This is a genomic window from Pseudescherichia sp. (assembly GCF_032052675.1).
In the GTDB taxonomy this organism is placed as follows: Bacteria; Pseudomonadota; Gammaproteobacteria; order Enterobacterales; family Enterobacteriaceae; genus Pseudescherichia.
This window is the reverse complement of record NZ_DAMBWA010000006.1, coordinates 34,391-61,070: the sequence shown is the minus strand read 5'-3', so window position 1 is coordinate 61,070 and position 26,680 is coordinate 34,391. Positions and strand designations below refer to the sequence as shown.

The window sequence follows — 26,680 nt, the reverse complement described above, 5'->3', positions numbered from 1 at the left end:
GGCTTTTATCTGTCATCTTTCCATTGCATAGCGGCGTAATTCACGGAAGAATGCGCACGAAATTCTTTTCAACACAGTGGATTGCTATGAAGGTTCTGGTCACCGGCGCAACCAGCGGTTTAGGCCGCAACGCAGTTGAGTATCTGCGTCAGAGAGGCGTGAGCGTCAGAGCAAGCGGTCGCAATGAGGCGATGGGCAAGCTGCTGCAAAAGATGGGCGCGGAGTTCGTCCAGGCCGATCTGACCGAGCTGGTCTCGTCGCAGGCAAAGGTGATGCTGGCCGGCGTCGATACGCTCTGGCACTGCTCGAGCTTTACCTCCCCCTGGGGCACCCAGGAGGCGTTCGACCTCGCCAACGTGCGGGCGACCCGCCGTCTCGGGGAGTGGGCCGTGGCCTGGGGCGTGCGGAACTTTATCCACGTCTCCTCGCCGTCGCTCTATTTCGACTATCACCACCATCATGATATCGACGAGACCTTCCGTCCGGCACGGTTTGCCAACGAGTTTGCCCGCAGCAAAGCCGCTGCCGAAGAGGTGATCCAGCTGCTGGCTCAGGCTAACCCTAACACCCGCTTTACCATTCTGCGCCCGCAGAGCCTGTTTGGTCCGCACGATAAGGTGTTTATTCCCCGGCTGGCGCAGATGATGCACCACTACCGCAGCGTGCTGCTGCCGCGCGGCGGCGATGCCTTGGTAGATATGACCTATTTCGAAAATGCGGTCCATGCTATGTGGCTTGCCAGCCAGGAAACATGTGACAATCTGCCTTCCGGGCGCGCCTACAACATCACCAACGGCGAGCGCCGCACGCTGCGCAGCATTGTCCAGCGGCTGATCGACGAGCTGGAGATCCACTGCCGCATCCGCTCAGTGCCCTACCCGATGCTGGATATCATCGCCCGTAGCCTGGAGCGCTTCGGTGACAAGCGGGCCAAAGAGCCCGCCCTGACCCACTATGGCGTATCGAAGCTAAATTTTGATTTTACTCTTGATACCCGCCGCGCCCGCGAGGAGTTGGGCTACGCCCCTCTGGTCACTCTCGATGAGGGGATCCGGCGCACTGCCCTGTGGCTAAAGGATCACGGCAAGCTGCACCGCTAACTACGTTTTTTTATAGCCAGTGTCAGTCAACCTTTGAGACTTCCTGCGCGCCCGGTGCTGATACCTTCAGTTTATTTTACATAAACAGGAGGCATCATGAGTACAGCAGCAGCATTACCCTCTCCCTCACTCCCTCAGATGAGCGATGATGGCTATATCAATGAAGTCGAGCTTTTATCCTCCGGCGGCGTTGACGTGATGGTCAACCGCTACAGCGACGCTGCGGTGGGAGACTACCTTTGCCTTTTCTGGGATGGTGAAGCCATCAGCACGCTATGGCTGACTGAAGAGAATATCGACACGGCGTTTCCGTGGCAGGTTACCGTTCCAGAAGAGCTGGTTCCAGACGGGAGCCACAGCGTCTGGTATACCTCAACCGACACCTATCAGAATATTGCCGCCTCTGGCATGGCTACAGCCATCGTCGATCGCAGCCATACCGGCTCGCTGCCACCGCCGGTGTTCATTGATGCCGTTGATGGCGTCATCACCTACAGCTCTGTGATGCTCAACAGTGGGACGTATGTCGAGGTACCGGGCAATGCCCTTGCCGTTGGCGATACGGTTACCCTCTACTGGGTTGGCTTTGACGAAACGGGCGTGACCGTGCCAGCCAGCGTCACCAGCGTGACGCATACCGTTACCAGCGCTGACCTGCAAGGATTCAACGTCCTTATCGCCCCCTCCTACATTATGCCGATTGGCGAAGGCAGTGCCCAGGCGTGGTACTCGGTGACCAGCGCCTCCGGCAGCGTACAGAACTCCGACAGCGCGGTGGTCAATATCGATATGGCCCCTTCCGGGCTCTACCCGGCACCGCTCTTCCCGGCAGGCGGGGATGGCTGGCTCGACTGCGCCGAGAGCAGCGAGGGCGTTGATATTACGGTGCCAGCCAGCAGCAGCTTTGTGGTTAACAGCGTGGTCACTCTCTACTGGCAGGGCTATTCCCGCGAGGGAGCCGCCATTGCCAACGCTTACGACGTTATCGCGCATGTTATCGCCGCGGCTGACATTACCGATGGCTTTACCATTACGGTACCGCCTGCCTACGTTACGCCAATAGGCATTGGTTATGCCCAGGCCTGGTACCAGGTCGCCTCGCCTTCGCTGCCGGGCATATCAGAGCTCGCGCAGGTTAACGTCGATACTGAGCACTGCTCTCTGCTGCCTGCCCCCGAGTTCCCCGCGGCGGCGGATGGCGTGATTGACGGTGACGAAATTAGTGCCGATGACGGTACGGAGATGACCGTCTCCTATCCCGGCATGGCCGCAGGCGATACGGTGACGGCATTCTGGTTCGGCTATGTCTCCTCCCCTGACGAACCGGTAGCGGGTACCAGCTGGACCGAAACCCGTACGCTCGTCGCCAATGAGGCCGAGGCGCAGCAGGCAGTATTTCATATTCCCGCCGCGTATATCACACCGGTTGGCGTAGGCTACGGTGAGGGGCGCTATCAGGTGCTTTTCAACAACGAAGCGGGAATTGCTTCCTCTGCAACCACCGACGTAAAAATTGATACCACACCAGCAGCGGGTCTTTCGATGATCTGCAGCACCGGGGCGCCACTTTATAGCCCTTATATCGCCGTTCGCCCGCTAAACTCAGTCACCCTGCAAGGCCCTGCAGGGGCAGATGTCCAGCTCTCCGTATCCGGGACATCCGGAGCGTATTTCAACGCTAACGATGCGCAGACCCTGACGGTTCGCCTGGATGATACGGGATTTGGTTTTGCTCAGGTCTACTCTTACGAAACGGGGAACGTCCCGGTCAGCGCTTACGTGATTAGTGACCCGCAGATGAGTGTGCGAGCCAGCATGACCTTTACCTGGTGGCTTGACGGCCAGGGGGAGCTGCAATATTACGGTGTGTCAACCGGTGCGGCAGCGGATAGTAAAAGCCTGTGTAGCGTTTATCTGGTGACCAGTGAAACCTGTACGGCGACATGGGCAGAGTTATCTCTGACCAATAGTAATAGTGCAGTAATCACCAACAGTGGAAGAGAGACGGCGTTAATTAACGTCAGCGGCACGCATGCAGGCGGTTTTTATTTAACGGATAGCGTAGCGGAAACCGTCGATTTTACGCTTTCGCTGGTGAGCGTCTCTGGCGCTTATATTACCAGCAGTCTGGTATTCAGCTCTTTTATTCGCTAAGAAACAGAAACCACCTTTCGCGAGGTGGTTTTATTCAGTTATAAAAAAGGCTTCCCGAAGGAAGCCTTTTTAGCAGAGCTATTATTTCACGCCCGGCGGGACCACGTCAACAATAGTCTGGAAGGTTTCTGATGTTTCATTAGCAGAACCATCAGCCGGTGCTACGGTATACCAGAAGAGGGCATAAGCGTCCTCACCGATCTGCTGCATATCTGCCAGAGTGATCAGGTTAGTTTTAACGGTGCCAGCCAGCGCATCTGCTGCCGTCACGGTGTAAGGATACTCAATATCAGCTTTCTCTATATTAGCCTCGTTGTCATAGCCCTTCATGATCAGGGTAATGGCATCACCGGCGGCCATCGGCGTATAGGTGATATCTACTTCAACGCCGTCTGATGCCGCATCGTAGTTAATATAACCCGGGGCGGCATCTGGAACGACCGGAGCAGGCAGCGTTGCGACGGGCTCGCCGGTAGCGATGATCAGAGGAAGGTGATCGGACTCGATGTGATTTTGATAATGGTCGGTGACGACATAGTAGACATCATAATTGCCATCTGCATGGTAAACAGGCGGGAAGTCGTTAAGTACATCAATTTCCAGCGGCAGTTCAGCAATATTGCTGATAGCATACTGCTGCTGATAATCGCCCCAGTGAACCATGACCAGATCGCCATTTTCTGCATCCTCATAGTGAGGAATGGTCAATACCAAGCCGGATGTAATATCATATTGGTCAATAGTGTAATTGTCTTCAGACGTGGCATTCAGAACGCTAGGGGCTGCCGGGGCAGCGCCGAGTTTAGATTTAGTAGTCATGTTTAATACCTCATAGAGTTAACAGGTTTGTCTTATCGACAGGAATAGCGTACGCCTGGTGTAATGAGGTAACTGTTCAATATTGAGTGAAGGCAATGGCAATGTTTGCTCATTGTTAATAGATGCTTATCTTTCTAAAAAAATATCCCCGCCAGGCGGGGATATCTATTAAGTAAGCTCTTTTTTAATTAGCCCTACAGTCCGCTGTTCCCGGAAGGCAAGTATCAATCGGAGCATCCAGCGTCGCCGTTTGGGTTTTATCACCTTGTGTGACCACGGCCTTAACGTGCAGCCAGGCGGCATCAGTGGTGGTTTCTTCGGTTCCCGCAACCCCCATCAATTTGCTTTCTGGCAGCATTACGCTGATGTCCTGGCCTACCTCACCGGCGGTGACAGTATGTACCGGGGCGCTATAGTCCATTGTTTGGCCATTTCTATCCCCACTAACGTTAGAGCTAACGGCAATCTGATCCCCTGCCGCCATGCCGTTGTAGTGCTGGATAACTACCGGTGTGCCACCCAATGCGATGTCATAGTTGACCACTCCTGCAGTCACTTCCGGCATTAAGATCGTAATCGGGCCGAACGCTGGGCTCACAAAGGTCGACTGTGTTTTCCCTGTTTCGTCGCCTACCGTCGCAACAACGTTGAACGTCTCAGCAACGGTATCGGTGTAGGCCATCGTGGCGATCCCATTATTGTCGGTGTATGCCGTTGGTGAAGAGGCATTTTTGGCGTTATTAGAGTCTTTGCTCCAGCTAACCTCTGCGCCAGAGACCGGCCTGTTATCTTTCAGCACCACAACCTGAGCAATGTTTTGCGTTTTGCCATCGGCGACGGAGTTATTCACCTTCATGGTGACAGTAACGTCCTGCTGAAGCTCAGCGAACGAGATCTGGGTAGTCCCTTTCGCCTCACCCACCGAGGCTGTCACGGTCAGGCCGCTCTCTGGCGTGGTATCCGTCAGGCTCACTGTTGCATTACCCGCGCTATCGGTTACCGACGAGGCGGCGGCCAGTTTAGCGCTGCCGGTGGTGGCCCAGTTTACGGTGACGTTAGGCAGTGCCTTACCGTTGCTGTCTGTGACCAGCGCATTGACAACGTCGGTTGACATGCCGTCAGCCGGCGAGTTATCGGTTGTCGTGGTAACGGTAATCTTATCCAGCACCGACTTAAAGGTGGTGGTCGTTGAACCTTTGGCATCACCCGCTGCTGCAGTCACGGTCAGGCCACTCTCTGCCACGGTATCCGTCAGGTTAACGGTAGCGATACCGCTGCCGTCGGTCACTGTCGAGGTCGCAGCCAGTTTTGCGTTGCCGGTGGTGGTCCAGTTTACGGTCACGCCCGAGAGCGGTTTACCGTTACCATCCGTCACCGTGGCGCGGGCCACGTTAGGCGTGGTGCCATCAGCCGGAGAGTTGTCCGTGGTCATCTCTACGGCGATATTCTGCTGAATCCCGACGAACGTGGTGGTGGTTGTACCGGTAGCATCCCCCGCCGTGGCGGTCACGGTCAGGCCGCTCTCTGCCACGGTATCCGTCAGGTTAACGGTCGCGTTACCGTTGCCGTCGGTCACGGAGGTGTTCGCAGCCAGTTTTGCGCTGCCGGTCGTGCTCCAGTTAACTGTCACGCCAGAGAGCGCTTTGCCGGTGCTGTCTTTCACCGTCGCGCGAGCCACGTTAGGCGTGACGCCGTCGGCCTGCGAATTATCCGTGGTCATGGTAACGGAGATGGTGTTGGTCGTCGCGGCGGCAACGAAGGCGGAATCTGTGGATTCCGTTTTACCCGAGGCGCTGGCCGTCAGCTTCACCGACTCCGCTTTGGTATCGGTATACTCAACGCTGGCATGGCCGCTGCCGTCGGTCACGGCGTCACTGTGTACGATGGTTGCGCTATGATCCACGCTCCAGCTCACCGGTACGCCCGACATCACCTTACCGCTGGCATCGCGAACGGTAACCTGGCCGCTGTCGGTGTCAACGCCGTCGGCTTTGCTGTTGTTATCGGTCAGCTTGAGGTTCAGCGAGCTCACCGACTCGTTAAAGCTGCTCGGTACGCTGCGGGTGATCGAGCCGGATGTAGCCGTAACCGTAACCTGCTCGGCGGTGCTGTCGGTAATGCCAACGGTGGCGTTACCGTTACCGTCGGTCACGCCGGTTGTGGCACTCAGTTTACCCGTTCCGCTGACGCTCCAGATGATGTCAGCATTTCTGGCAGGCGATCCGTCCGAGGTGACCGCATGTACCATAACGGTATTATTGGTCGCCCCATCCGCCGGGCTGTTGTCCTGAATGCTGGTCAGGGTCATATCAGCCAGCGCGTCATTGCTCTGTTTCTTCTTATACTGCAGCACGATCTCATTGTTACGATCGACCAGATCGTAACGGCTGCCCGCCAGGCTGCGGCGAACGGCCACCTGATCGGGAGAAATTTGTGCCCCCCACGGCTGGCCCAGCGCATAGCGGAAGTTAAGGCTAAACTCGGTCTCATCCACTGAGTCCTGGCCACGACGGTAGTCCACGCCGGCGGTGACTAACGGAACTGGCGTGTAGTTAAGTCCAACGGTGACCGCAGAAGGATTGTCCTGCAGCGTGTCCTTATCAAACAGGGCAACGTCATCGCCATAGTATTTTTCATACATCAGCTTTCCGCCCAGCTGTGGGTATGCGGGCAGGTAGCCATCGGCGCGAATGTCGAAGCCATCGGCAGGTTTTTCGTTATAGTCCGCATAGTCACGAGAGCTATGCCAGTCGGTGGTGCCCGCATAGGTGTTAAAGCCCAGCTTCAGGAAGTCTGTCCAGGCTTCGGCACCCGCCCCAACACGGCGGTTTTTCCCGGTGAAGTCATCGTCAAAGAAGACGTTTCCGCCAAACATCCAGTTTTCAAGATTAAATACCCTGACCCCTAAGCCAAAGTTACCGGTATTACGGCCGTCCGGCGCGCGGTAGCCGAGCTGGGTAAACAGCAGCTGCTGCTGGTTATCGTACAGCGGCAGTAAGAAATCCAGAGAGCTATCGTCCCAGTTGCCGTTATCATCTACATTCAGCTTCACCTTAGCCGTACCAAACTGGCTCAGCCAGTCCTGCGCTGAAGACGCCGCGTAGCCCGTCGCCGCAGAAGCCGCCGCGCCCTTTAAACCGTCAGAGCCAGAGGAAGAGAGCGCGGATGCTGTGGTGCTGAGGGTGTCGCTGCCGGGCAACGAGGTATTTTCTGCCTCGGGCTCTGACGCCGTAGAGGATGACGTAGGGCTACTTAGCAGGAAAGACGCTGAAACCGGATAGGTTGTCAGTGAAAAGATACAAATAAAGAAGAGGACAAATTTTTGTTGCCAGTTCGACTGGCGTATCCTCTCGAACAGGCGCGCCTTGCGAGCCCTAACAAATGGTTTTGGTTTCGATTTTACTTTCATGAGATCAGTCTCTTTTTCACAATGCCGAAAGCGTGCATAACGTTAGCGTTTGCACTTTTGAATTAATTGAAATTTAAATTTACATTTCAAAACGAAATAACGAACACACTCCCTTGTCAGGTTGATAACGCTCTCTATTGAAAGGCTAAAAAAGGCTTACACCTGCCTAAAATTGGGCCAATTATTTCTTATGACAGATATAAAGCAAAACAGAAAAAATGCTCTATTTGAGACTTTTTTATCTTTTTGATAATAAACATTTTTTTGGCGTATTTATAAGACGCTTGCCAGCGTTTCCTAACCTTAATAGAGTGTAGAGTTCTAAAGATTATTTAATTTATTAGCGGCATGAATAACATGAATATGGAATAGCTGGAAAGGGAACATAAAAATGAGCGCAACGCCTGAAAATAACCTGTCAAATATTCTCTCCCGCCGTCCACTTCAGGCCTATCAGAGGATTTTCTCTGCGCTGGAAGATAAAGGTCATGTTTTTAGCCTGGCGCCTGGCGAGCGTGCTGAAAAAAACATAGCTGCAGAATGCAAAGTCTGGCTCGTTACGCGGGGCGTTTTTACCGTGGTGAGAGAATCGGATGACAGCTGGTTGGGCACGGCTTCCGCGCCCTTTGTGGTGGGTATAAGCGGGCTCTTCTCACAGCACGGCAAAAGCTACAGTCTGATGGCGCAAAATAGCTGCCAGGGTATTACCATTGAACGCGATCTTTTTTTTCAATACGTAGAGCAGAACCGTCTCTGGCAGGATGTCGCGCATATTCAGGCCTGGCTACTGGAGCTGCTGCTGTTTAGAGATGGCTGGCTCTCTTCCGGTGATGCATATCAGATGGTCAGGCGGCAGCTACTTAACCTGATGAAGCTGCCCTATGACATTCGTGTCGCCACACCCGTTGAGAGCTATATTCGCAAACATACGTGCCTTTCCCGCAGCTCGGTTTTCCGTATTCTTTCACAGCTGCGCAAAGGGAAATTTATCCTGATTAAAAAGGGGAAGCTGATTAACGTTGCCCGCCTCCCTGAGAAGTATTAATGGAATGCGTTACCCCTGGCCATATTTCTCCAGCAGCGCGCTGGCGATGGCCAGGGTTTCCGCATCGGCCACGCCATCATAGCGCGCCGGGCGGAAGTGCATCTGGAAGGCCATAATCACCCTCTTCTGCTGAGCTATCGTCATGCCTGGCACCACCTCATAGCCGTAGCGGGAGAGCGCATCCAGCAGGACGGCACTACTCACCCTTTCAGAAGGCGCGCGGCCGTTGAGGTAGAAGGTCACACGTTGGGCGTCGGGCCAGGCGCCAATCCCCTGCGCGGCCAGTTCACGCCACGGAAAGAGCGGACCGGGATCGACCTTACGCTGGGGGGCAATGTCCGAGTGCGCCACCACGTTAGCAGGGAGTATGTTGTAACTATTAATGATATCCTTCGCCAGTGGAATCAAGGCGGCGATCTGATCCGCTGCGAAGGGGGTAAAGTCTTTATCTCTGCCTATCTTCTGCCAGCCGCGGTTCTCCAGCTCAATGCCAATTGAGGTATCGTTAATCCGCGTCGCTCCCCGCCAAAAGCTCACCCCGGCGTGCCAGGCCAGCTCCTGCTCGGGCACCAGCTGCCAGATGCGCGGCTTCCCGTTGTGCACCGGCGGATGTTCTGGGATCAGATAGTGGGCGCTGACCTCTTTATCGGTCAGGGTTGTGAGGGAGGTATCGAAGTCGCCTGCGGTATAGTGGATCACCAGCACTTTTATTCGCGGATAGGCGGCCTGCGCCCGATGCTGGGTATCCAGCTCATAGCCCACCCTTTTTACTACGCCTTTATCGCTTATCTCGCTCTTCTTGCTTGCGCAGGCGCTAAGCAGCAGGGCCAACACCAGCAGCCAGAATCGTTGCCACACCGGCTGCGGCGTAGGGATGGGGAATAGCCGCATCTTTACTCTCCTTTTTAACCTTCGATGCCACAAGCGGTGCATAATCAAACAGCCAGGGCTATGATTGATAAAACTATACACATGTCGTTAGCTTATAAGGAAATCATTATGCGCTACTCTCTTTTATCCGTCATTGCGCCCTGTGCGCTGGTGCTCTCCGCGTGCACCACTCCCGTGACGCCCGCGTTTAAGGATATCGGCACGCGCAGCGGTCCCTGCGTGGCAGGGGGTCCTGACGCCGTGGCGCAGCAGTTTTACGACTACCGCATCCAACATCGCAGTAACGATCTGACCGCGCTGCGTCCCTACCTCAGCGACGATCTGGCCGCTATGCTGACCGCCGCCTCTCGCGACAGCCGCAACAGTGCTCTGCTGAGCGCCGATCCCTTCTCCAGCCGCGCGACGCCAGCACAAACGGCCACGGTCGCCAGCGCCTCAACCATTCCCAACACCGACGCACGTAATATTCCTCTGCGCGTCGAGCTGACCCAGGGCAGCCAGCGCTGGCAGGATGAGGTATTGATGGTGCGTGAAGGCCAGTGCTGGGCAGTAGATGACGTACGCTATCTCGGCGGTAGCGTTCATGCCCCGGCAGGCTCTCTACGCCAGTCAATCGAACATCGCTAATACGCTGTACAGGCCGGACCTCCACGATTTTGTGCTATTTTTAAGGTGGAAGACGGCCTGTAGTTAAGTTTTAACGCATAAATATTGCATAACTATTCTGTCAACGTTACTATTTGCGGCCTCAATTGCTATCAGATTGCCTCGATGAGTATTAAATTAAACGGCATTAACTGCTTCTACGGCGCACATCAGGCGCTGTTTGACATCACACTCGACTGCCCCGAGGGCGAGACGCTGGTACTGCTTGGCCCAAGCGGCGCGGGCAAGAGTTCGCTGCTACGCGTCCTTAACCTGCTGGAGATGCCACGCTCCGGCACGTTGAGCATTGCCGGTAACAATTTCGATTTTGCTAAAACGCCTTCTGATAAAGCGATCCGCGAGCTGCGGCAAAACGTCGGCATGGTGTTTCAGCAGTACAACCTCTGGCCACATCTGACCGTGGTGCAGAATCTGATTGAAGCCCCTTGCCGGGTGCTGGGTCTGAGCAAAGAGCAGGCTCATGCCCGTGCCGATAAGCTCTTAGAGCGCCTGCGCCTGAAGCCCTACAGCGACCGCTACCCGCTGCACCTCTCCGGTGGTCAGCAGCAGCGCGTGGCCATTGCCCGCGCGCTGATGATGGAGCCGCAGGTGCTGCTGTTTGACGAGCCGACGGCGGCGCTGGATCCCGAGATCACCGCGCAGATTGTCAGCATTATTCGCGAGCTGGCGCAGACCAAGATTACCCAGGTTATCGTGACTCACGAAGTTGAAGTGGCGCGTAAAACCGCCAGCCGTGTGGTGTATATGGAAAATGGCTATATCGTCGAACAGGGCGATGCCAGTACCTTTACCGCACCGCAGACCGATGCGTTTAAAAACTACTTATCTCACTGATATTTTTTTGGGAAGTGACAATGAAAAAAGTATTGATTGCCGCGCTGCTTGCCAGCGTTAGCCTCTCTGCTACAGCAGCCCAAACCATTCGTTTTGCCACCGAAGCGAGCTACCCTCCGTTCGAATCCACCGATGCCAATAACAAAATCGTTGGCTTCGACGTCGATCTGGCCAACGCGCTGTGTAAAGAGATTGATGCGACCTGTACGTTCACTAACCAGGCGTTCGATAGCCTGATCCCAAGCCTGAAGTTCCGCCGTTTCGACGCGGTGATGGCGGGTATGGATATTACCCCGGAGCGTCAGAAGCAGGTTCTGTTTACTAACCCGTACTACGACAACTCGGCGCTGTTTATTGGCCAGCAGGGTAAATTTACCAGCATCGATGCGCTGAAAGGCAAACGCGTCGGCGTGCAGAACGGCACCACGCACCAGAAATTCATTACCGATAAGCATCCGGAAATCACTACCGTACCGTACGACAGCTATCAGAACGCGCGTCTGGATCTGCAGAATGGCCGTATTGATGCCGTGTTCGGCGACACCGCGGTGGTGACCGAATGGCTGAAGGCGAATAACAAACTGGCTGCGGTCGGCGATAAGGTGACGGATAAAGAGTATTTCGGCACGGGTCTGGGCATTGCGGTGCGTCAGGGCAATACCGACCTGCAGCAGAAATTTAATACCGCGCTGGAAAAAGTGAAGCAGGATGGTACCTACGAGACCATCTACAAAAAATGGTTCCAGAAGTAATCCTTGATGAATGAACTTTTTCCTTTAGCAAGCGCCGCCGGGATGACCGTCGGCCTTGCCGTTTGCGCGCTGGCCATTGGCCTGGTGCTGGCCATGCTCTTTGCCGTCTGGGAGTCCGCAAAGTGGCGTCCTGTGGCATGGCTCGGATCGGGGCTGGTGACTATCCTGCGCGGCCTGCCGGAAATTCTGGTAGTGCTCTTTATCTATTTTGGCTCGTCACAGCTGCTGCTGGTGCTCTCGGATGGCTTTACCCTGAACCTGGGGTTTGCGCAGATCCCGGTGCAGATGCAGATCGAAAACTTCGATGTCAGTCCGTTCCTGTGTGGGGTGATCGCCCTCTCCCTGCTCTATGCGGCCTATGCCTCTCAGACCCTGCGTGGGGCGCTGAAGGCTGTGCCGCAGGGCCAGTGGGAGTCCGGCCAGGCGCTGGGGCTGTCTAAAAGCGCTATTTTCTTCCGGCTGGTGATGCCGCAGATGTGGCGTCATGCCCTGCCGGGACTGGGTAACCAGTGGCTGGTGCTGCTGAAAGATACGGCGCTGGTATCACTTATCAGCGTTAACGATCTCATGCTGCAAACCCGCAGCATCGCGACCCGTACCCAGGAGCCGTTCACCTGGTTTCTGGTGGCGGCGGCCATCTACCTGGTGATTACGCTTCTCAGTCAGTACATTCTCAAACGCATTGACCAACGCGCGACACGTTTCGAACGGAGGCCTGGCTAATGCTTGAGTATTTACCGGAACTGATGAAAGGGTTGCACACCAGCCTGACGCTCACCGTGGCGTCGATTGTGGTGGCGCTGATCCTCTCCCTGATTTTTACCATCGTTCTGACGCTGAAAACGCCGGGTCTGGTGTGGATCGTGCGGGGCTACATCACGCTCTTTACCGGTACGCCGCTGCTGGTGCAGATCTTCCTGATCTACTACGGGCCGGGGCAGTTTCCGTCGATCCAGGCCTATCCGTGGCTGTGGCATCTGCTCTCCGAGCCGTGGCTCTGCGCGCTGATTGCCCTGTCGCTGAACAGCGCGGCCTATACCACCCAGCTCTTCTACGGCGCGATTCGGGCGATCCCTGAGGGGCAGTGGCAATCCTGCGGCGCGCTGGGGATGAGCAAGAAGGATACGCTGGCGATCCTGCTGCCGTACGCGTTCAAACGCGCCCTCTCCTCCTACTCCAACGAAGTAGTGCTGGTATTCAAAAGTACCTCCCTGGCCTACACCATCACGCTGATGGAGGTAATGGGGCATGGACAGCTGCTGTATGGTCGCACCTACGACGTGATGGTTTTCGGCGCGGCGGGGATTATCTACCTGATAGTCAACGGCTTGCTGACGCTGCTGATGCGGCTTATCGAGCGGCGGGCGCTGGCGTTTGAGCGGCGCAATTAACACTATCTGAGGCGGGGCAACCCGCCTTTTTTACACCTGCACAAATATAAATAATCATTAATATTGCATATAAATTCATTCAGTGGCATTGTAACCCCATGCCGCAGACACGGTGAAAACTATAAGATTGACAGACAGGAGTTCCATAATGAAAAAGTTAATTCTGGCCGCCATCCTCGCCACCTTCGCCGCCGGTGCCAGCGCGGCAGATAAGATCAGCTTCGGCTCCTCTGCCACCTATCCACCGTTTGAGTCGCTGGATGCCAGCAACCAGATCGTTGGCTTTGATATCGACCTGGCAAAAGCGCTCTGCAAGCAGATGCAGGCCGACTGTACCTTTACCAACCACGCGTTTGACTCGCTGATCCCGGCGCTGAAGTTCAAGAAGTATGATGCAGTGATCTCCGGTATGGACATCACCCCGGAGCGTAGCAAGCAGGTCTCCTTCACCGACCCGTACTACGCCAACTCGGCGGTGGTGATCGCCAAGAAAGACGCGTTTAAATCGTTCGAGGATCTGAAAGGCAAGCGCATCGGCATGGAGAACGGGACGACCCACCAGAAGTATCTCCAGGATAAGCACCCGGAAGTGAAGACCGTAGCCTATGACAGCTACCAGAACGCGATCCTCGACCTGAAAAATGGTCGTATCGATGGCGTATTTGGCGACACCGCGGTAGTGAACGAGTGGCTGAAGAACAACCCGCAGCTGGGTACCGCCACGCCGAAGGTAACCGACGCGCAGTATTTCGGTACCGGCCTGGGCATCGCGGTGCGTCCGGATAACAAAGCCCTGCTGGAAAAACTGAACGCTGCCCTGGCGGCCATCAAAGCCGACGGCACCTATCAGAAAATCAGCGACCAGTGGTTCCCGCAGTAATTACTATTCGCTAAACGCCCGGTGGCGCTCTCGCTTACCGGGCCTACAAATTCTTCTACTCTACTTCCCGCACCAACAACGTTAACACCTCATAATGCGCCGTGTGCGGGAACATATCGAACAGCTGCACGCGTTCGATGCGGTATCCTGGCAGCTCACGGATATCCTTCGCCATCGTTTCGGCGTTACAGCTGGAGTAGACGATCCACTTCGGGGCCATCGCGCTCAGGTAGTCGCACAGCGGCTTGCCGATGCCGCGCCGCGGCGGGTTGACCAGCACCAGATCCGGCACCGCCCCCTGCCCCGTGGCGAATGCGGTCGAGTCCAGCGCCTGGAAATGCACATTATGCAGACCCAGCTCTTCAGCAGACTGCTTCGCGCAGGCGATGGCTTCCGGAGCGATCTCGATCCCGGTCAGCGTCATCTCCGGCGTCGCGCAGTGCAGGCCAAAGCCGCCTACGCCGCAGAAGAGATCCCACATATGCTTCACCGGTAGCGCCCGTACCCAGTCGCGGGCGGTGGCGTAGAGGCTCGCCGCCACGCTGGGGTTAGTCTGGAAGAAGCTCTGGGGGCGGATCCACAGCGGCACGCCGTTAAAGCGCTCCGCCAGCGCTCGCTGGTCGGTAAGCCAGATCTCCTGCTCCCCCTCCATAATCGCCATATGCACCGGCTGGATGTTAACCGAGATCACCTTCAGCTGCGGCAGCTCGGCCTGCAGCGCAGGCAGCGCGGCGCGAAGCTGGTCGAGCTTGGCCTCGGAGCGCAGCACAAAGCGCAGCATCAGGCCGCCGTCGAGCTGGCTCTCGGTAAGCAGCAGGTATTTCAGCTCCCCACGCTTGCGCGCCACGTTATAGGGCGTCAGGCCCGCCCGGGCAATAAAGGGCTTCAGGGCGGCAAAGACCGGGTAGAACGACGCCGGATAGAGCGGACAGCCGGTGAGATCCTCCGGCGAGCCGTCGCGGTGTAGCATCCCCAGCAGCGGTTTCTCGACGCTGCCGCTCACCACCATCTTGGCTTTATTACGGAATCCCTGCTCCGGGCCGCTGACCGGCGTGCACCACTCGGCGACCGACAGACCGTCCAGCAGCGCATGCAGGCTCGCCATCTTGCTGGCAAGCTGTTGCGGGACCGGCTGGTCGATCCATTGACAGGAGCGACAGCGACCGGCGTCATATAGGGCGCACTGCATGATAGAAACCTTCTTTTTTGCGGGGCGGGGATTGTACCACCGTTACTGGAAGCGGAAAAAGCGTCTGCAGGGGGATGGGATAAACAGCAGGCCGAGCACCAGCATATCCGGCAGCTTCTGCATCACCAGCGAGCGGAAAATTTCCCGCTTCGAACCGCCAGCAATGCTGAACAGCTCCGGGTAGCCGTAGCCCAGCGAGGCCGCCCACAGGTAGCCTGCGGCCACCACCTGGGTCAGGAGATAGAGCCAGCGCGCCCAGTTGCGGCCTTTAATGACTGAGAAGGCGCAGAGAAATTCGAGGAACAGCAGCAGCAGGCTGCCGAGAAAAATCAGCGTCAGGTTCCAGGTCTGGGCGCTGCGGTGGATGAAGTCCAGCGTCCCGCGCAGCCCCAGCAGGTTAAACAGCAGCAGCAGGTCGAGGCAGCGGATCGCAATAATAGCGATAGCCGCGACCTGAACCAGCGCCGGTACGTTAAGCCGCGCATGACCCTGCTGCGTTTTTTTGAAAAATCCCACGGCGTAGCCTTCCCTGCGAAACGATGCCGCGACCGGCGCGGCATCAGTGACCCATGACCTCAGCAAATAGTAGTGGGATCATCCCTGTCTTGCACGCTGGATATCACGCGTTCGCTGCTTTTCTGCACGGGCCATCAATAGCCAGGCGATAAAACCAACAATGCCCACCACGCCGAGGATAATCGACGCCAGGGCGTTGATCTCCGGGTTTACCCCCATGCGCACGCTGGAGAAGACCAGCATCGGCAGCGTGGTGGCCCCCGGCCCGGAGACGAAGCTGGCGATCACCAGATCGTCCAGCGACAGGGTAAAGGCCAGCAGCCAGCCGGAGATCACCGCTGGCATGATCATCGGCAGGGTGATGATAAAGAAGACCTTCACCGGCGTAGCGCCGAGATCCATTGCCGCCTCCTCAATGGAGCGATCCAGCTCGCGCAGGCGGGAGGAGATCACCACCGCCACGTAGGCGGTACAGAAGGTGACGTGCGCCAGCCAGATGGTAAGCATCCCGCGATCCGCCGGCCAGCCGATGGCGTGGGCCAGGGCGACAAACAGCAGCAGCAGCGACAGGCCGGTGATCACGTCGGGCATCACCAGCGGCGCGGTGATCATAAAGGCAAAGCCGTTTGCGCCACGAAAGCGTCCGAAGCGCACCATTACCACGGCGGCGATGGTCCCAAGGATCACCGCCATCGTCGCCGCGCAGGCGGCAATGGTCAGGCTTAGCCCTACCGCGCTCATCATGGCATCGTCGTGGAACAGCGTGCTATACCAGCGCGTAGACCACCCGGCCCACACCGTCACCAGCTTCGAGCTGTTGAAGGAGTAGACCACCAGCATCAGCATCGGCGCATAGAGGAAGGTGAAGCCGAGGATCAGGATCAGGATCCGCCACGGCGAACGCACTACCGGTAAGTTGTTCATGCGTGGTCTCCCGTGCCTTTGCTCTGATGTTTATGGAACCACATGATGGGAACAATGAGCAGCAGCAGCATAATAATGGCGACCGCCGAGGCCACCGGCCAGTCGCGGTTGTTAAAGAACTCCTGCCACAGCACGCGGCCAATCATGATGCTGTCCGGGCCGCCGAGCAGCTCCGGGATCACGAATTCGCCCACCGCCGGGATAAATACCAGCATCGAGCCCGCGATAATTCCGCCCTTGGTCAGGGGCACAATCACGCTAAAGAAGGTCTTCAGCGGCCGGGCACCAAGATCCAGCGAGGCCTCCACCAGCGAGTAGTCAATGCGCGTCAGGGCGGTGTAGATTGGCAGCACCATAAACGGCAGATAGGCGTAGACAATGCCGATATAGACCGCAAGATTGGTGTGCAGGATCGTCAGCGGCTGGTCGATCACCCCTAGCCAGAGCAGAAAGTTATTGAGCACGCCGTTATTTTTTAAGATGCCCATCCAGGCGTAGACGCGGATCAGGAACGAGGTCCACGACGGCAGGATCACCAGCAGCAGCAGGATATTGCGCGTCGACGGCTTGCTGTGCGCCACCGCCCAGGCCAGCGGGTAGCCCAGCAGCAGGCAGAATAACGTTGAGATGGCCGCCACCTGCAACGATTGCAGATAGGCTTCGAAATAGAGCGGATCGTCCGTGAGCTGGAGGAAGTTACCCAGATTAAGGGTGATCGAGAGCTGGCCGTCGGCCCACTCCATCAGATCGGTATAGGGCGGGATGGCCCGCGCCATCTCGGCCAGGCTGATTTTAAAGACGATCAGAAACGGCAGTAAAAACAGCAACGACAGCCAGATATAGGGCAGCGCGATCACCAGCTTGCGCCCGTGCTTCATCTGCATCCGCGCCAGCCAGAGGGTAAAGCGCGACGTTTTTTCTACGCGGGCCGGTGGTTCTAATGTGCTCATCACCGCTCCTTAAACCGTTAACACAACGCAGCTGTCGGCGTCCCAGCAGAGGCGCACCTCATCACCCCACGTCGGCAGCCCTTTGCGGTAGCGATGTTCGTTCTGCAGCTGGGCGCTGATCATCTGCCCGCTCTTCAGGCGAACGTGGTAGATAGAGAGATCGCCGAGATAGGCAATGTGCACCACTTCACCGACGGCAAAGTTAAAGCCATCTGTCGGTGCCTCGTCGCAGAGCATGATCTTCTCCGGGCGCAGGGCCACGTAAACCGGCACGTTGTCTACCACCGAGGCATCCGGATCGACCTTCAGGGGATGCATTAGCCCCGGCGAGTCGATCACCAGACCGTCCTCCTGGCGCTCCTTCAGCAGCCCCTCGAAGACGTTCACCGAGCCGATGAACTCCGCGCTGTAGCGGGTCGTCGGATGCTCGTAGATCTCCTCCGGCTCGCCGATCTGCACAAATTTACCCCGGTTCATGATCGCGATACGCCCGGCCATCGTCATCGCCTCCTCCTGATCGTGGGTTACCATGACGCAGGTCACCCCTACCCGCTCAAGAATATCCACGACCTCCAGCTGCATCCGGTCGCGTAGCTTCTTGTCCAGCGCGCCCATCGGCTCGTCGAGCAGCAGCAGCTTCGGCCTTTTCGCCAGGCTGCGGGCCAGGGCCACGCGCTGACGCTGGCCGCCAGAGAGCTGGTGCGGCTTACGTTTAGCGAACTCGCTCATGTGCACGAGGCCGAGCATCTCCTCTACCCGGCTGGCAATCTCCGCCTTCGGCAGCTTGTCCTGCTTCAGACCGAAGGCGATGTTCTGCTCAACGGTCATGTGCGGGAAGAGCGCATAGGACTGGAACATCATATTGATGGGGCGCAGGTAGGGCGGAACGTGGGCCAGATCGACGCCGTCCAGCATAATCTGCCCGGTAGTGGGCTGCTCGAAGCCCGCCAGCATACGCAGCAGGGTCGATTTCCCGCAGCCGGACGCGCCCAGCAGGGCAAAAATCTCGCCTTTATAGATGGTCAGGTTGACGTCATCCACGGCGTGTTGACCATCAAACGATTTGGTCAGGTTACGAATTTCCAGCAGCGGCGTCAGCGCTTTACGAGGTTTCGCCTGTGGGCGGGGGGTTGCGTCATTCACGGGATGCTCTCCGGCATACAGATAAACAGGTGCATATGCACTAAAACGGTGCCTGATGTCCGGTGGCGCGAACGCCACCGGATACGGTCTTATTTACCGCTCTTCACTTTGGTCCACGCGCGGGTTCTCACGCGGTCAATTTTCGGCTCCTGCACCTTGAGGGTAAAGAGCTTAGCGAAGACGTCTTCCGGTGGGAAAATAGCCGGGTTCTCGCGTACTTCCGCACTGATCAGCGGCACAGAGGCCTTGTTGCCGTTAGCGTAGAAGACGTGGTCGCTGATGTGGGCGATAACGTCCGGACGCATCAGGTAGTTCAGGAACTGGTAGGCTTCCTCTTTGTTTTTGGCATCTTTTGGCATAGCGAAGACGTCAAAGAAGGCCAGCGCCCCCTCTTTTGGAATGATATAGGAGACGTTAACGCCGTTTTTCGCCTCTTTCGCCCGGTTCGCCGCCTGCCAGACATCCCCTGCCCAGCCGATCGCCACGCAGATATCGCCGTTAGCCAGATCGTTAATGTACTGGGAGGAGTGGAAGTAGCGGATATTTGGCCGCAGCTTCAGCAGCAGATCGGTCGCCGGGCCAGTGTAGTCGTCCGCTTTAGTGCTGTTGGGATCTTTACCCAGATAGTTCAGCACGGTGGCGAAGATCTCTTCCGGCGCATCAAGGAAGGAGACGCCGCAGCTCTTCAGCTTCTCAAGGTTTTCCGGCTTCAGCACCACATCCCAGCTGTCCACCGGCACGTCGCCCAGCACGGCTTTGACCTTATCGACGTTATAGCCAATGCCGGTAGTGGCCCACAGGTACGGCATCGCATACTTGTTATCAGGATCGTGCTTCGCCACCAGCTCGAGCACTTTCGGATCCATGTTTTTCCAGTTTGGCAGCTTGCTCTTATCCAGCGGCTGGAACACGCCTGCGGTCAGCTGGCGTTCCAGGAAGCTGGCTGAGGGCACCACCAGATCGAAGCCGGTGCTGCCCGCCATGAGTTTGCCTTCCAGCACCTCGTTGGAGTCAAACACGTCATACACAACCTTGATACCGGTCTCTTTTTCAAAGTTCGCCACCGTGTCCGGGGCAATATAGTCAGACCAGTTATACACGTGCAGCGTCTTCTGCTCGGCGGCCAGCGTGCCGGCGGAGACCGCCATCAGCGCGCCTGCTACCAGACCGGACAACCATTTTTTACTCAGGGTGGTCATATCTCATTCCTTCTGGAAAGTTCGTGAATAGACGAACTAAATGTACGCATTAAAGATATGCAAGAATCGTGCATACTTTATCACTCTGCACAGCTTCGGGTATGAGACGCCACCCGGCAGACGCTGCAAGCTTTTTAAAGCAGCGCAAGAATAACTGTAGCCAGGGTTAGAGGCTATAGGTCAGGTTAAAAACCGGGTTTTATCAATTTTTTATTCACTATTTGTCTATGCGATCGTCCGATAGCGCCACCGTGGCGGTGAATAAAACTGGAGAAAGGCAGAAAAGGCAGAATAAAAGCGGGGAGGAATGCAGCCGCTATGGCAGCGACTGCGCTAATGTCGTTAGGGTTTAGTGAAGAAAATTGCGCACCGTTTCACCGGCAGCGGCCTCGTCTTCCTCTGCATTAAACAGCAGCTGCTGCGCGCAGGCTTCGAGGATCACCATAGAGACCTGCTCTTCGCTGTGACGCATAAACCAGGCAAACTGCTTCAGATTCACCCCAGGGGCAGCAAACAGAGACTGACACACCACCAGCTTCGGCAGATTATCATCCTGGATGTCGAGGAAGGCTTTGATCGTCAGCGAGCTGGCGTTAATGGCGGAGAGATCGGCAGCCAGCGCCAGCAGCGCTGTGGGCTTGACCTCTGCCATCGCCGAGAAGAGAACAATATCATCAACCAGATCGATCTTGGCGTCGTAAATGCCGTCAAAATTTTGCATATGCGGCAGGTGTAGCGCCTGGCAGGTGTCACACTCATAAAAACTGATGCCCAGCTCGTCAAGCCAGTGACGCAAGGTGTCCAGACTGGGTACGACCAGTGAATCCATAATAGGGTGACCTCTGTAGAAAAATTTGCGGGCATAGCTTACGCAAAAAACGCCCTGTATACCATTTATACTGCTGGAAAAGCGCCTAGCCGCCCGTTTTCAGACAAAAGCCGGGGGTGGCCTGCTGCTCGATCCAGGCGATCATCTGTCCGGCAATGTCCACGCCGGTGGTCTTCTCAATGCCCTCCAGACCCGGCGAGGCGTTAACCTCCATCACCAGCGGCCCGCGATCGGCACGGAGAATATCTACCCCGGCCACGTCCAGCCCCAGGGTACGGGCTGCCAGCAGAGCCATCTCCCGCTCGCGCAGGGTAATGTTAGCTACCGTCGCCACGCCGCCCCGATGCAGGTTAGAGCGGAAATCGCCCTCTTTCGCCCGCCGCTCAATGGCGGCCACAACGTCGTTCCCTACGACCAGGCAGCGAATGTCACACCCTTTCGCCTCTTTAATGTACTCCTGCACCAGGATGTGGGCGTTCAGGCCGCGAAAGGCATCAATCACGCTCTCCGCCGCCTGTCGCGTCTCCGCCAGCACCACACCGATGCCCTGGGTGCCCTCTACCAGCTTGACTACCAGCGGCGCGCCGCCAACCATGTCGATAAGATCGCTGGTGTCATCCGGCGAGTGGGCAATGCCGGTGACCGGCAGATCGATCCCCTGGCGCGCCAGCAGCTGCAGCGAGCGCAGCTTGTCTCTGGCGCGGGTGATAGCCACGGATTCGTTGAGAGGGTAGCTGCCGAGCATTTCGAACTGGCGCAGGGCCGCCGTGCCGTAGAAGGTAATGGCGGAGCCAATGCGCGGGATCACGGCATCAAAGTAAGGGAGCTGGCGGCCCTGGTAGTGGATCGACGAGGCCGCCGGGCTGATATTCATATAGCAGGAGAGCGGATCGAGGATCTCGATGGTATGGCCCCGCTGCACCGCCGCTTCACGCAGGCGTTTACACGAATAGAGCGTTCCATCCCGGGACAATATGGCAATTTTCACCCTGCACCTCTCTACAATAACGGTGTCGCAACCGTATCACTATCATACACGCAGCGAGACGCAGGATGAACGGGATTTATCGCGTCGCCCAGCCCTGCTTATGCAGATAGTCGAGAATGAACGGACGGTTCTCTTTAATGATGGTGCGGCGGATATGATCGCTCCAGGTGTCGCGACGGTTGTTGCTGCCGCGGGTCATATAGTACGTCGCCAGCGCTTCGTCGTACTGCGCCAGCACGTCGGCATCCACGGCCTGATAGCGGTTCTCATGCACCACCATCGCGGCAGGCAGGCGCGGTTTCACATCCGGATTATCCGCCGGCCAGCCGAGGCAGAGGCCAAACAGCGGCAGCACATGCTGCGGTAGGCCAAGCAGCGTGGTCACCTCTTCAATACTGTTGCGGATGCCGCCGATATAGACGCCGCCCAGGCCGAGCGACTCGGCAGCCACCAGCGCGTTCTGCCCCATCAGCGATGTATCCACTACCCCCAGCAGCAGCTGCTCGGCAAGGCCCAGCTGGGCGTCAGGGCAGATTTGCAGGTGGCGGTTGAAGTCGGCGCAAAATACCCAGAACTCCGCTGCCTGGGCGATATGCTGCTGTCCGCCGGTCAGCGTTACAAACTGCTCGCGCAGGGCCGGATCGGTCACGCGAATAATAGAGGAGCACTGCAGGAAGCTGGAGCTGGAGGCCGCCTGGGCCGAGGCGATTATCGCCTCGCGCTGCGCCTGGCTGATAGGTTCCTGCGTGAAGTGGCGAATTGAGCGATGGGCACGCAGCAGATCGATAGTTGGGGTCATCTGATTTTCTCTGGCAGTGTCATTTAAAACGGTCGCGTCTGAGCGCGAATAACAGGAGAAGCAGTATAGGTGATTTTTTGGCTGATGATTTGGTGAAACATAGCCTTATGGCATCGAAACGACAGGTAAAACCTTCTTTCTATTACCTGAGGTAATCGGCATCATAGCCCTAATGACAATCAGGCTTAACGTTAAGGAGAGTGTATGTTTGCTGTAATCTTTGGACGCCCCGGCTGTCCCTACTGCGTACGCGCAAAAGAGCTGGCAGATAAACTGAGCACCGAGCGTGACGACTTTAGCTATCGCTATGTCGATATTCATGCAGAAGGGATCACCAAAGCCGATCTGGAAAAGACCGTAGGCAAGCCGGTAGAGACCGTGCCGCAGATCTTCCTCGATCAGAAGCACATCGGTGGCTGCACCGACTTTGAAGCCTATGCCAAAACGCATCTGGGCCTCTTTGCCGCGCAGTAAGCACGCCCAGGGGGCGTTAGCTACGCCCCCGTCTTCCCAGCAGGCTACGAATAAACAGATAGCAGAGCGCGCCCAGCGCACACCAGAACACTGCGCTAAATAGCCACGCCATCTCCTGCCAGACTGACCGTATCGGCGTCAGGAAGAGCAGCATCAGTATAAAGCAGAACGTTGCCCCCAGCATCGCGCCCACCACCGGCAGAACAACGCGACGTTTTGTCGAGACAAAGCTTGCCACCGCGCCGGGAATAATAAAAAAGAGCAGCCCCAGCTCAGGATGGCTGGCTGGCTGAAAGGCTCCTCTCACGTTCAATAGGTGTGAGAGGTAGACCACAATAAAAAGCAGGAAGCAGCAAAGCGCACCCGCCCAACCACGTTTAGACTTCAAATAATCCTCCTGACATCGCCTCTATCGAAATCATCTTCGCCCCAAAGGAACGTCCGGTTTGATAAAGCAGTGTGGCAATCCTTGCCAAAAAAGCACCCACGCGAATGCGCGATTCTTAGCTAGCCGTTGTTTATTAATGCGATTAAACTATTGGCCTGATCTGTTTTGCGGTCATTGTTTTGTTTTGCAGCAGCGGGACGTTCAGGTCCGCTGACGTAAGTAAAACATTAGCGTAAATCATCATTTCTTTCAACAGCTTACTAGTAAACAAGAAGTTAGCCTCCGTGAATATAAACGTCGCAGATTTGTTAAATGGGAATTACATACTGTTATTATTTGTGGTGCTGGCGCTGGGCCTGTGCCTCGGGAAATTACGGCTAGGCTCTGTACAACTTGGTAATTCCATTGGCGTTTTAGTGGTTTCGCTATTATTAGGCCAGCAGCATTTTGCCATTAACACCGACGCCCTGAATCTGGGCTTTATGCTGTTTATTTTTTGCGTAGGCGTGGAAGCCGGACCCAACTTTTTTTCAATTTTCTTTCGCGACGGCAAAAATTATCTGATGCTGGCGCTGGTGATGGTTGGCAGCGCGCTGCTGATTGCGCTGGGGCTGGGTAAATTCTTTGGCTGGGATATCGGCCTTACCGCCGGGATGCTGGCCGGCTCAATGACCTCTACGCCGGTGCTGGTGGGCGCGGGGGACACGCTGCGCCATTTGGGCATGCCCAGTGGCCAGCTCACCACCGCGCTGGATCATCTCAGCCTCGGCTACGCCCTGACCTATCTTATCGGGCTGGTTAGCCTGATCTTCGGCGCGCGCTATATGCCGAAGCTACAGCATCAGGATCTACAGACCAGCGCCCAGCAGATTGCCCGCGAGCGCGGCCTCGACAACGATGCCAACCGTAAAGTTTATCTTCCGGTGATCCGCGCCTACCGCGTGGGGCCGGAGCTGGTAGCCTGGGCCGACGGTAAGAACCTGCGCGAGCTGGGGATCTACCGTCAGACCGGGTGCTACATCGAGCGTATTCGCCGCAACGGCATTCTGGCGACCCCGGACGGCGATGCGGTGCTGCAGATGGGCGATGAGATCTCGCTGGTAGGTTATCCTGACGCCCATGCCCGCCTCGATCCCAGCTTCCGCAACGGCAAAGAGGTCTTTGACCGCGACCTGCTCGACATGCGCATCGTCACCGAAGAGATTGTGGTGAAAAACCACAACGTGGTGGGCCGCCGCCTCGCCCAGCTAAAGCTCACCGATCATGGCTGCTTCCTTAACCGGGTGATCCGCAGCCAGATTGAGATGCCTATCGATGACAGCATCGTGCTTAACAAAGGCGACGTGTTGCAGGTGAGCGGAGACGCGCGACGGGTAAAAACCATCGCTGACCGCATCGGCTTTATCTCGATTCACAGCCAGGTAACCGACCTGCTGGCGTTCTGTGCCTTCTTTATCGTCGGCCTGATGATCGGCATGATCACCTTCCAGTTCAGCTCGTTTAGCTTTGGCATCGGCAACGCGGCGGGTCTGCTGTTCGCCGGGATCATGCTCGGCTTCCTGCGTGCCAACCACCCCACCTTCGGCTACATCCCGCAGGGAGCGCTGAACATGGTGAAGGAGTTTGGCCTGATGGTCTTTATGGCGGGCGTTGGCCTGAGCGCCGGGAGCGGCATCGGCCACGGCCTTGGTGCAGTGGGTGGACAGATGCTGGTCGCCGGGCTGCTGGTGAGCCTGGTACCGGTGGTGATCTGCTTCCTGTTCGGCGCCTACGTGCTGCGGATGAACCGCGCCATGCTCTTCGGCGCGATGATGGGAGCCCGCACCTGCGCCCCGGCAATGGAGATTATCAGCGACACCGCGCGGAGCAACATCCCCGCGCTCGGCTACGCGGGCACCTACGCCATTGCCAACGTGCTGCTGACCCTGGCCGGGACGCTGATCGTCATCATCTGGCCGGGTCTCGGATAACTCTGAAGATGGGCGGTTGCGCAAAAAAATTTCTGGCATCATCCGAACTTTTTATAGAAGTGCCAGTCATAACTATTGCCACTGCTTTTCTTTGATGTCCCCATTTTGTGGAGCCCATCAACCCCGCCATCTTTGGTTCAAGGTTGATGGGTTTTTTATTTTTAGGGTTTTGGGGAGGCTTCAAACTATTAGACCACGACCTTTTCTTCTACCACAGAGCACTCATCAAACAATAAATACGTACCGGTATCAAATAGCGAAATAGCCTCGACCTGATCCATAGGAATCACATGCCTGAAGTGCTGCAAGTTTAAACCTTCGGAATCAGCGGTAATGCCTTTGCTCAAATAGAGCTCATAGTAACGGTGCTGTTCATGATAACGAAGCGTGTCCTTGTCTCGATAACCGCTGATATAGGGAATGATGGCTAAGTGCTGAGTATGGCTATGTTCGATTCGTGGGGCGGCAACATAGCCGATATAGACCTTACGTGATTTGAGCGTTACAAAGATCAGCATATCTTCATCGATCGCCTGCACCAGCAGGGATTCAACACCGTCCATTGCCGCCATTTCCCGATAGGCTGCATCTCTTATCTCTTCATCTTCCAGTGATTTTTTGGCGTTATGCCCTGCAATATATGCCAACACGCATGCCATACCCATTGAAACGACAAACAGCATGGGATAGTTCATGACCTTGTCTTCCGTGAGCCATGAGTAGATATCCTTTATGCCATAGCCAGGCCAAATTAGGTGAGGTAAAGAAATAAGTAGGCTGAATAAACGAAGGAAAAGATAGAGAGTAAAAACAGCAATGAAACCCTGGATAACAAACTTACAGCCGTGCATGGCTACATAAAAGTAAGAGGTCCAACCGTTTGTTCTGGCATGACGTATACGGGATTGATAGTGGTTTTCCGTGTACCAAAACCCACATACGAGAACAACCATTATGATTAATGGTCCCATCGTTAATCCTTAACGTTTAGCTGCCAGCTCCTTCATGCGGGCCTGCATTGAGTCGCGAACCTGTTGATTTTTCATGTTAAGAACAGCGTTGCCGTTGGCATCCGTTGTGATCTTACTGTTGTTGGACTGTTCGATATCGTGGGAGATGATACGCTGCATCCAGCGACCGGGAGCAGTAGCCATTTTTTCAAAAAGCGTAATCATATAACCTCCTCGCTGTGTCAGCGTAGCCTGTGGCACGGCTGTAAGTTCTTATGTTTATAGCTCTATTGTAGAACAGTGGCTGGGCGAACACACACTGTCTGTACGTACAGTACAAGATGCCTTCGCGGTTGGAAAATGCTTTTTGATTTTTTTGCTTATGATGTGAACTGCACCGCACTGGCTTACTCTTCCGTT

Annotated in this window: 26 protein-coding genes; 11 read left to right on the top strand and 15 right to left on the bottom strand. The window is 56.2% G+C overall.

What is annotated here, in order from left to right:
• The first annotated feature begins 86 nt into the window (after positions 1-86).
• Complete coding sequence (locus RTX96_RS10165; RefSeq protein ID WP_103819923.1) at positions 87-1,100, top strand: NAD-dependent epimerase/dehydratase family protein; 1,014 nt, start codon at positions 87-89, stop codon at positions 1,098-1,100.
• A gap of 96 nt (positions 1,101-1,196) precedes the next feature.
• Complete coding sequence (locus RTX96_RS10160) at positions 1,197-3,254, top strand: hypothetical protein (protein WP_312670892.1); 2,058 nt, start codon at positions 1,197-1,199, stop codon at positions 3,252-3,254.
• Between the two features lie 81 nt (positions 3,255-3,335).
• Here RTX96_RS10160 and RTX96_RS10155 read toward each other — a convergent pair whose 3' ends face one another.
• Together RTX96_RS10155 and RTX96_RS10150 are read right to left on the bottom strand one after the other, a co-directional pair.
• Positions 3,336-4,073: a hypothetical protein gene (locus RTX96_RS10155; protein WP_312670891.1), complete on the bottom strand. Its 738-nt coding sequence runs from the start codon at positions 4,071-4,073 to the stop codon at positions 3,336-3,338.
• A 184-nt stretch (positions 4,074-4,257) separates the two neighbouring features.
• Positions 4,258-7,272, bottom strand: coding sequence for an Ig-like domain-containing protein (locus tag RTX96_RS10150; protein ID WP_312670890.1), 3,015 nt, complete (start codon positions 7,270-7,272; stop codon positions 4,258-4,260).
• Positions 7,273-7,873: 601 nt separating this feature from the next.
• On the opposite strand from RTX96_RS10150, the gene RTX96_RS10145 reads away from it, so the two are divergent.
• A complete protein-coding gene (locus tag RTX96_RS10145) occupies positions 7,874-8,527 on the top strand; it encodes a helix-turn-helix domain-containing protein (protein WP_103819679.1) in 654 nt (217 codons plus the stop codon).
• Positions 8,528-8,536: 9 nt separating this feature from the next.
• Here RTX96_RS10145 and RTX96_RS10140 read toward each other — a convergent pair whose 3' ends face one another.
• A complete protein-coding gene (locus RTX96_RS10140; RefSeq protein ID WP_103819680.1) occupies positions 8,537-9,418 on the bottom strand; it encodes an N-acetylmuramoyl-L-alanine amidase in 882 nt (293 codons plus the stop codon).
• 108 nt (positions 9,419-9,526) lie between these two features.
• On the opposite strand from RTX96_RS10140, the gene RTX96_RS10135 reads away from it, so the two are divergent.
• The 6 genes from RTX96_RS10135 (at position 9,527) to artJ (ending at position 13,941) form a co-directional block, all read left to right on the top strand.
• Complete coding sequence (locus RTX96_RS10135; protein WP_103819681.1) at positions 9,527-10,045, top strand: lipoprotein; 519 nt, start codon at positions 9,527-9,529, stop codon at positions 10,043-10,045.
• Positions 10,046-10,189: 144 nt separating this feature from the next.
• A complete protein-coding gene (artP, locus tag RTX96_RS10130; protein ID WP_042392362.1) occupies positions 10,190-10,918 on the top strand; it encodes an arginine ABC transporter ATP-binding protein ArtP in 729 nt (242 codons plus the stop codon).
• A 20-nt stretch (positions 10,919-10,938) separates the two neighbouring features.
• A complete protein-coding gene (gene artI / locus RTX96_RS10125) occupies positions 10,939-11,670 on the top strand; it encodes an arginine ABC transporter substrate-binding protein ArtI (protein ID WP_103819682.1) in 732 nt (243 codons plus the stop codon).
• Between the two features lie 6 nt (positions 11,671-11,676).
• On the top strand, positions 11,677-12,393 hold the full coding sequence (artQ, locus tag RTX96_RS10120; protein WP_103819683.1) for an arginine ABC transporter permease ArtQ: 717 nt from the start codon (positions 11,677-11,679) through the stop codon (positions 12,391-12,393).
• Positions 12,393-13,061 (top strand): arginine ABC transporter permease ArtM, encoded by a 669-nt coding sequence (artM, locus tag RTX96_RS10115; RefSeq protein ID WP_103819684.1) that lies wholly within the window; start codon positions 12,393-12,395, stop codon positions 13,059-13,061. Before artQ ends, artM begins: the two co-directional genes overlap by 1 nt.
• Before the next feature lie 148 nt (positions 13,062-13,209).
• Positions 13,210-13,941: an arginine ABC transporter substrate-binding protein ArtJ gene (gene artJ / locus RTX96_RS10110; protein WP_103819685.1), complete on the top strand. Its 732-nt coding sequence runs from the start codon at positions 13,210-13,212 to the stop codon at positions 13,939-13,941.
• Positions 13,942-13,996: 55 nt separating this feature from the next.
• Here artJ and rlmC read toward each other — a convergent pair whose 3' ends face one another.
• The 9 genes from rlmC to nfsA all read right to left on the bottom strand — a co-directional run bounded on the left by rlmC (position 13,997) and on the right by nfsA (position 22,478).
• Positions 13,997-15,130: a 23S rRNA (uracil(747)-C(5))-methyltransferase RlmC gene (gene rlmC / locus RTX96_RS10105; RefSeq protein WP_312670889.1), complete on the bottom strand. Its 1,134-nt coding sequence runs from the start codon at positions 15,128-15,130 to the stop codon at positions 13,997-13,999.
• 42 nt (positions 15,131-15,172) lie between these two features.
• The gene (locus RTX96_RS10100) at positions 15,173-15,646 is read right to left on the bottom strand and encodes a YbjO family protein (RefSeq protein ID WP_268108551.1); all 474 of its coding nucleotides are present in this window, start codon (positions 15,644-15,646) and stop codon (positions 15,173-15,175) included.
• Between the two features lie 78 nt (positions 15,647-15,724).
• A complete protein-coding gene (gene potI / locus RTX96_RS10095) occupies positions 15,725-16,570 on the bottom strand; it encodes a putrescine ABC transporter permease PotI (RefSeq protein WP_103819688.1) in 846 nt (281 codons plus the stop codon).
• Entirely contained in the window at positions 16,567-17,520 is a 954-nt protein-coding gene (potH, locus tag RTX96_RS10090) for a putrescine ABC transporter permease PotH (RefSeq protein ID WP_103819689.1), read from the bottom strand. The genes potI and potH overlap by 4 nt, the downstream gene beginning before the upstream one ends.
• Before the next feature lie 9 nt (positions 17,521-17,529).
• Positions 17,530-18,663 (bottom strand): putrescine ABC transporter ATP-binding subunit PotG, encoded by a 1,134-nt coding sequence (gene potG, locus RTX96_RS10085; RefSeq protein ID WP_312670888.1) that lies wholly within the window; start codon positions 18,661-18,663, stop codon positions 17,530-17,532.
• Positions 18,664-18,752: 89 nt separating this feature from the next.
• Positions 18,753-19,862, bottom strand: a complete 1,110-nt coding sequence (potF, locus tag RTX96_RS10080) for a spermidine/putrescine ABC transporter substrate-binding protein PotF (protein ID WP_103819691.1) — start codon at positions 19,860-19,862, stop codon at positions 18,753-18,755.
• Between the two features lie 349 nt (positions 19,863-20,211).
• On the bottom strand, positions 20,212-20,691 hold the full coding sequence (locus tag RTX96_RS10075) for a YbjN domain-containing protein (RefSeq protein WP_103819692.1): 480 nt from the start codon (positions 20,689-20,691) through the stop codon (positions 20,212-20,214).
• A gap of 85 nt (positions 20,692-20,776) precedes the next feature.
• The gene (gene rimK, locus RTX96_RS10070) at positions 20,777-21,679 is read right to left on the bottom strand and encodes a 30S ribosomal protein S6--L-glutamate ligase (RefSeq protein WP_103819693.1); all 903 of its coding nucleotides are present in this window, start codon (positions 21,677-21,679) and stop codon (positions 20,777-20,779) included.
• 76 nt (positions 21,680-21,755) lie between these two features.
• Positions 21,756-22,478, bottom strand: coding sequence for an oxygen-insensitive NADPH nitroreductase (gene nfsA / locus RTX96_RS10065; RefSeq protein ID WP_312670887.1), 723 nt, complete (start codon positions 22,476-22,478; stop codon positions 21,756-21,758).
• 204 nt (positions 22,479-22,682) lie between these two features.
• Between nfsA and RTX96_RS10060 the strand changes: the two genes are divergently transcribed.
• Positions 22,683-22,952: a GrxA family glutaredoxin gene (locus RTX96_RS10060; protein WP_103819695.1), complete on the top strand. Its 270-nt coding sequence runs from the start codon at positions 22,683-22,685 to the stop codon at positions 22,950-22,952.
• A 16-nt stretch (positions 22,953-22,968) separates the two neighbouring features.
• On the opposite strand, the gene RTX96_RS10055 is transcribed toward RTX96_RS10060, so the two are convergent.
• Positions 22,969-23,340, bottom strand: a complete 372-nt coding sequence (locus RTX96_RS10055; protein ID WP_103819696.1) for an inner membrane protein YbjM — start codon at positions 23,338-23,340, stop codon at positions 22,969-22,971.
• A gap of 284 nt (positions 23,341-23,624) precedes the next feature.
• Here RTX96_RS10055 and RTX96_RS10050 point away from each other — a divergent pair, with 284 nt between their 5' ends.
• Entirely contained in the window at positions 23,625-25,310 is a 1,686-nt protein-coding gene (locus RTX96_RS10050; protein WP_312670886.1) for an aspartate:alanine antiporter, read from the top strand.
• A gap of 188 nt (positions 25,311-25,498) precedes the next feature.
• Here RTX96_RS10050 and RTX96_RS10045 read toward each other — a convergent pair whose 3' ends face one another.
• Together RTX96_RS10045 and RTX96_RS10040 are read right to left on the bottom strand one after the other, a co-directional pair.
• The gene (locus tag RTX96_RS10045; RefSeq protein WP_312670885.1) at positions 25,499-26,281 is read right to left on the bottom strand and encodes a hypothetical protein; all 783 of its coding nucleotides are present in this window, start codon (positions 26,279-26,281) and stop codon (positions 25,499-25,501) included.
• 9 nt (positions 26,282-26,290) lie between these two features.
• On the bottom strand, positions 26,291-26,485 hold the full coding sequence (locus RTX96_RS10040) for a hypothetical protein (protein ID WP_312670884.1): 195 nt from the start codon (positions 26,483-26,485) through the stop codon (positions 26,291-26,293).
• Between the last annotated feature and the right edge of the window lie 195 nt (positions 26,486-26,680).

Coding starts and splice junctions, on each gene's coding strand:
- RTX96_RS10155 (WP_312670891.1), bottom strand. CDS start 4,073: ATGACTACTAAATCTAAACTCGGCGCTGCCCCGGCAGCCCCTAGCGTT.
- RTX96_RS10135 (WP_103819681.1), top strand. CDS start 9,527: ATGCGCTACTCTCTTTTATCCGTCATTGCGCCCTGTGCGCTGGTGCTC.
- artP (WP_042392362.1), top strand. CDS start 10,190: ATGAGTATTAAATTAAACGGCATTAACTGCTTCTACGGCGCACATCAG.
- RTX96_RS10060 (WP_103819695.1), top strand. CDS start 22,683: ATGTTTGCTGTAATCTTTGGACGCCCCGGCTGTCCCTACTGCGTACGC.
- artQ (WP_103819683.1), top strand. CDS start 11,677: ATGAATGAACTTTTTCCTTTAGCAAGCGCCGCCGGGATGACCGTCGGC.
- potH (WP_103819689.1), bottom strand. CDS start 17,520: ATGAGCACATTAGAACCACCGGCCCGCGTAGAAAAAACGTCGCGCTTT.
- nfsA (WP_312670887.1), bottom strand. CDS start 22,478: ATGACCCCAACTATCGATCTGCTGCGTGCCCATCGCTCAATTCGCCAC.
- potI (WP_103819688.1), bottom strand. CDS start 16,570: ATGAACAACTTACCGGTAGTGCGTTCGCCGTGGCGGATCCTGATCCTG.
- RTX96_RS10045 (WP_312670885.1), bottom strand. CDS start 26,281: ATGGGACCATTAATCATAATGGTTGTTCTCGTATGTGGGTTTTGGTAC.
- RTX96_RS10160 (WP_312670892.1), top strand. CDS start 1,197: ATGAGTACAGCAGCAGCATTACCCTCTCCCTCACTCCCTCAGATGAGC.
- RTX96_RS10075 (WP_103819692.1), bottom strand. CDS start 20,691: ATGGATTCACTGGTCGTACCCAGTCTGGACACCTTGCGTCACTGGCTT.
- RTX96_RS10140 (WP_103819680.1), bottom strand. CDS start 9,418: ATGCGGCTATTCCCCATCCCTACGCCGCAGCCGGTGTGGCAACGATTC.
- RTX96_RS10040 (WP_312670884.1), bottom strand. CDS start 26,485: ATGATTACGCTTTTTGAAAAAATGGCTACTGCTCCCGGTCGCTGGATG.
- artJ (WP_103819685.1), top strand. CDS start 13,210: ATGAAAAAGTTAATTCTGGCCGCCATCCTCGCCACCTTCGCCGCCGGT.
- rlmC (WP_312670889.1), bottom strand. CDS start 15,130: ATGCAGTGCGCCCTATATGACGCCGGTCGCTGTCGCTCCTGTCAATGG.
- artI (WP_103819682.1), top strand. CDS start 10,939: ATGAAAAAAGTATTGATTGCCGCGCTGCTTGCCAGCGTTAGCCTCTCT.
- RTX96_RS10165 (WP_103819923.1), top strand. CDS start 87: ATGAAGGTTCTGGTCACCGGCGCAACCAGCGGTTTAGGCCGCAACGCA.
- artM (WP_103819684.1), top strand. CDS start 12,393: ATGCTTGAGTATTTACCGGAACTGATGAAAGGGTTGCACACCAGCCTG.
- potF (WP_103819691.1), bottom strand. CDS start 19,862: ATGACCACCCTGAGTAAAAAATGGTTGTCCGGTCTGGTAGCAGGCGCG.
- RTX96_RS10145 (WP_103819679.1), top strand. CDS start 7,874: ATGAGCGCAACGCCTGAAAATAACCTGTCAAATATTCTCTCCCGCCGT.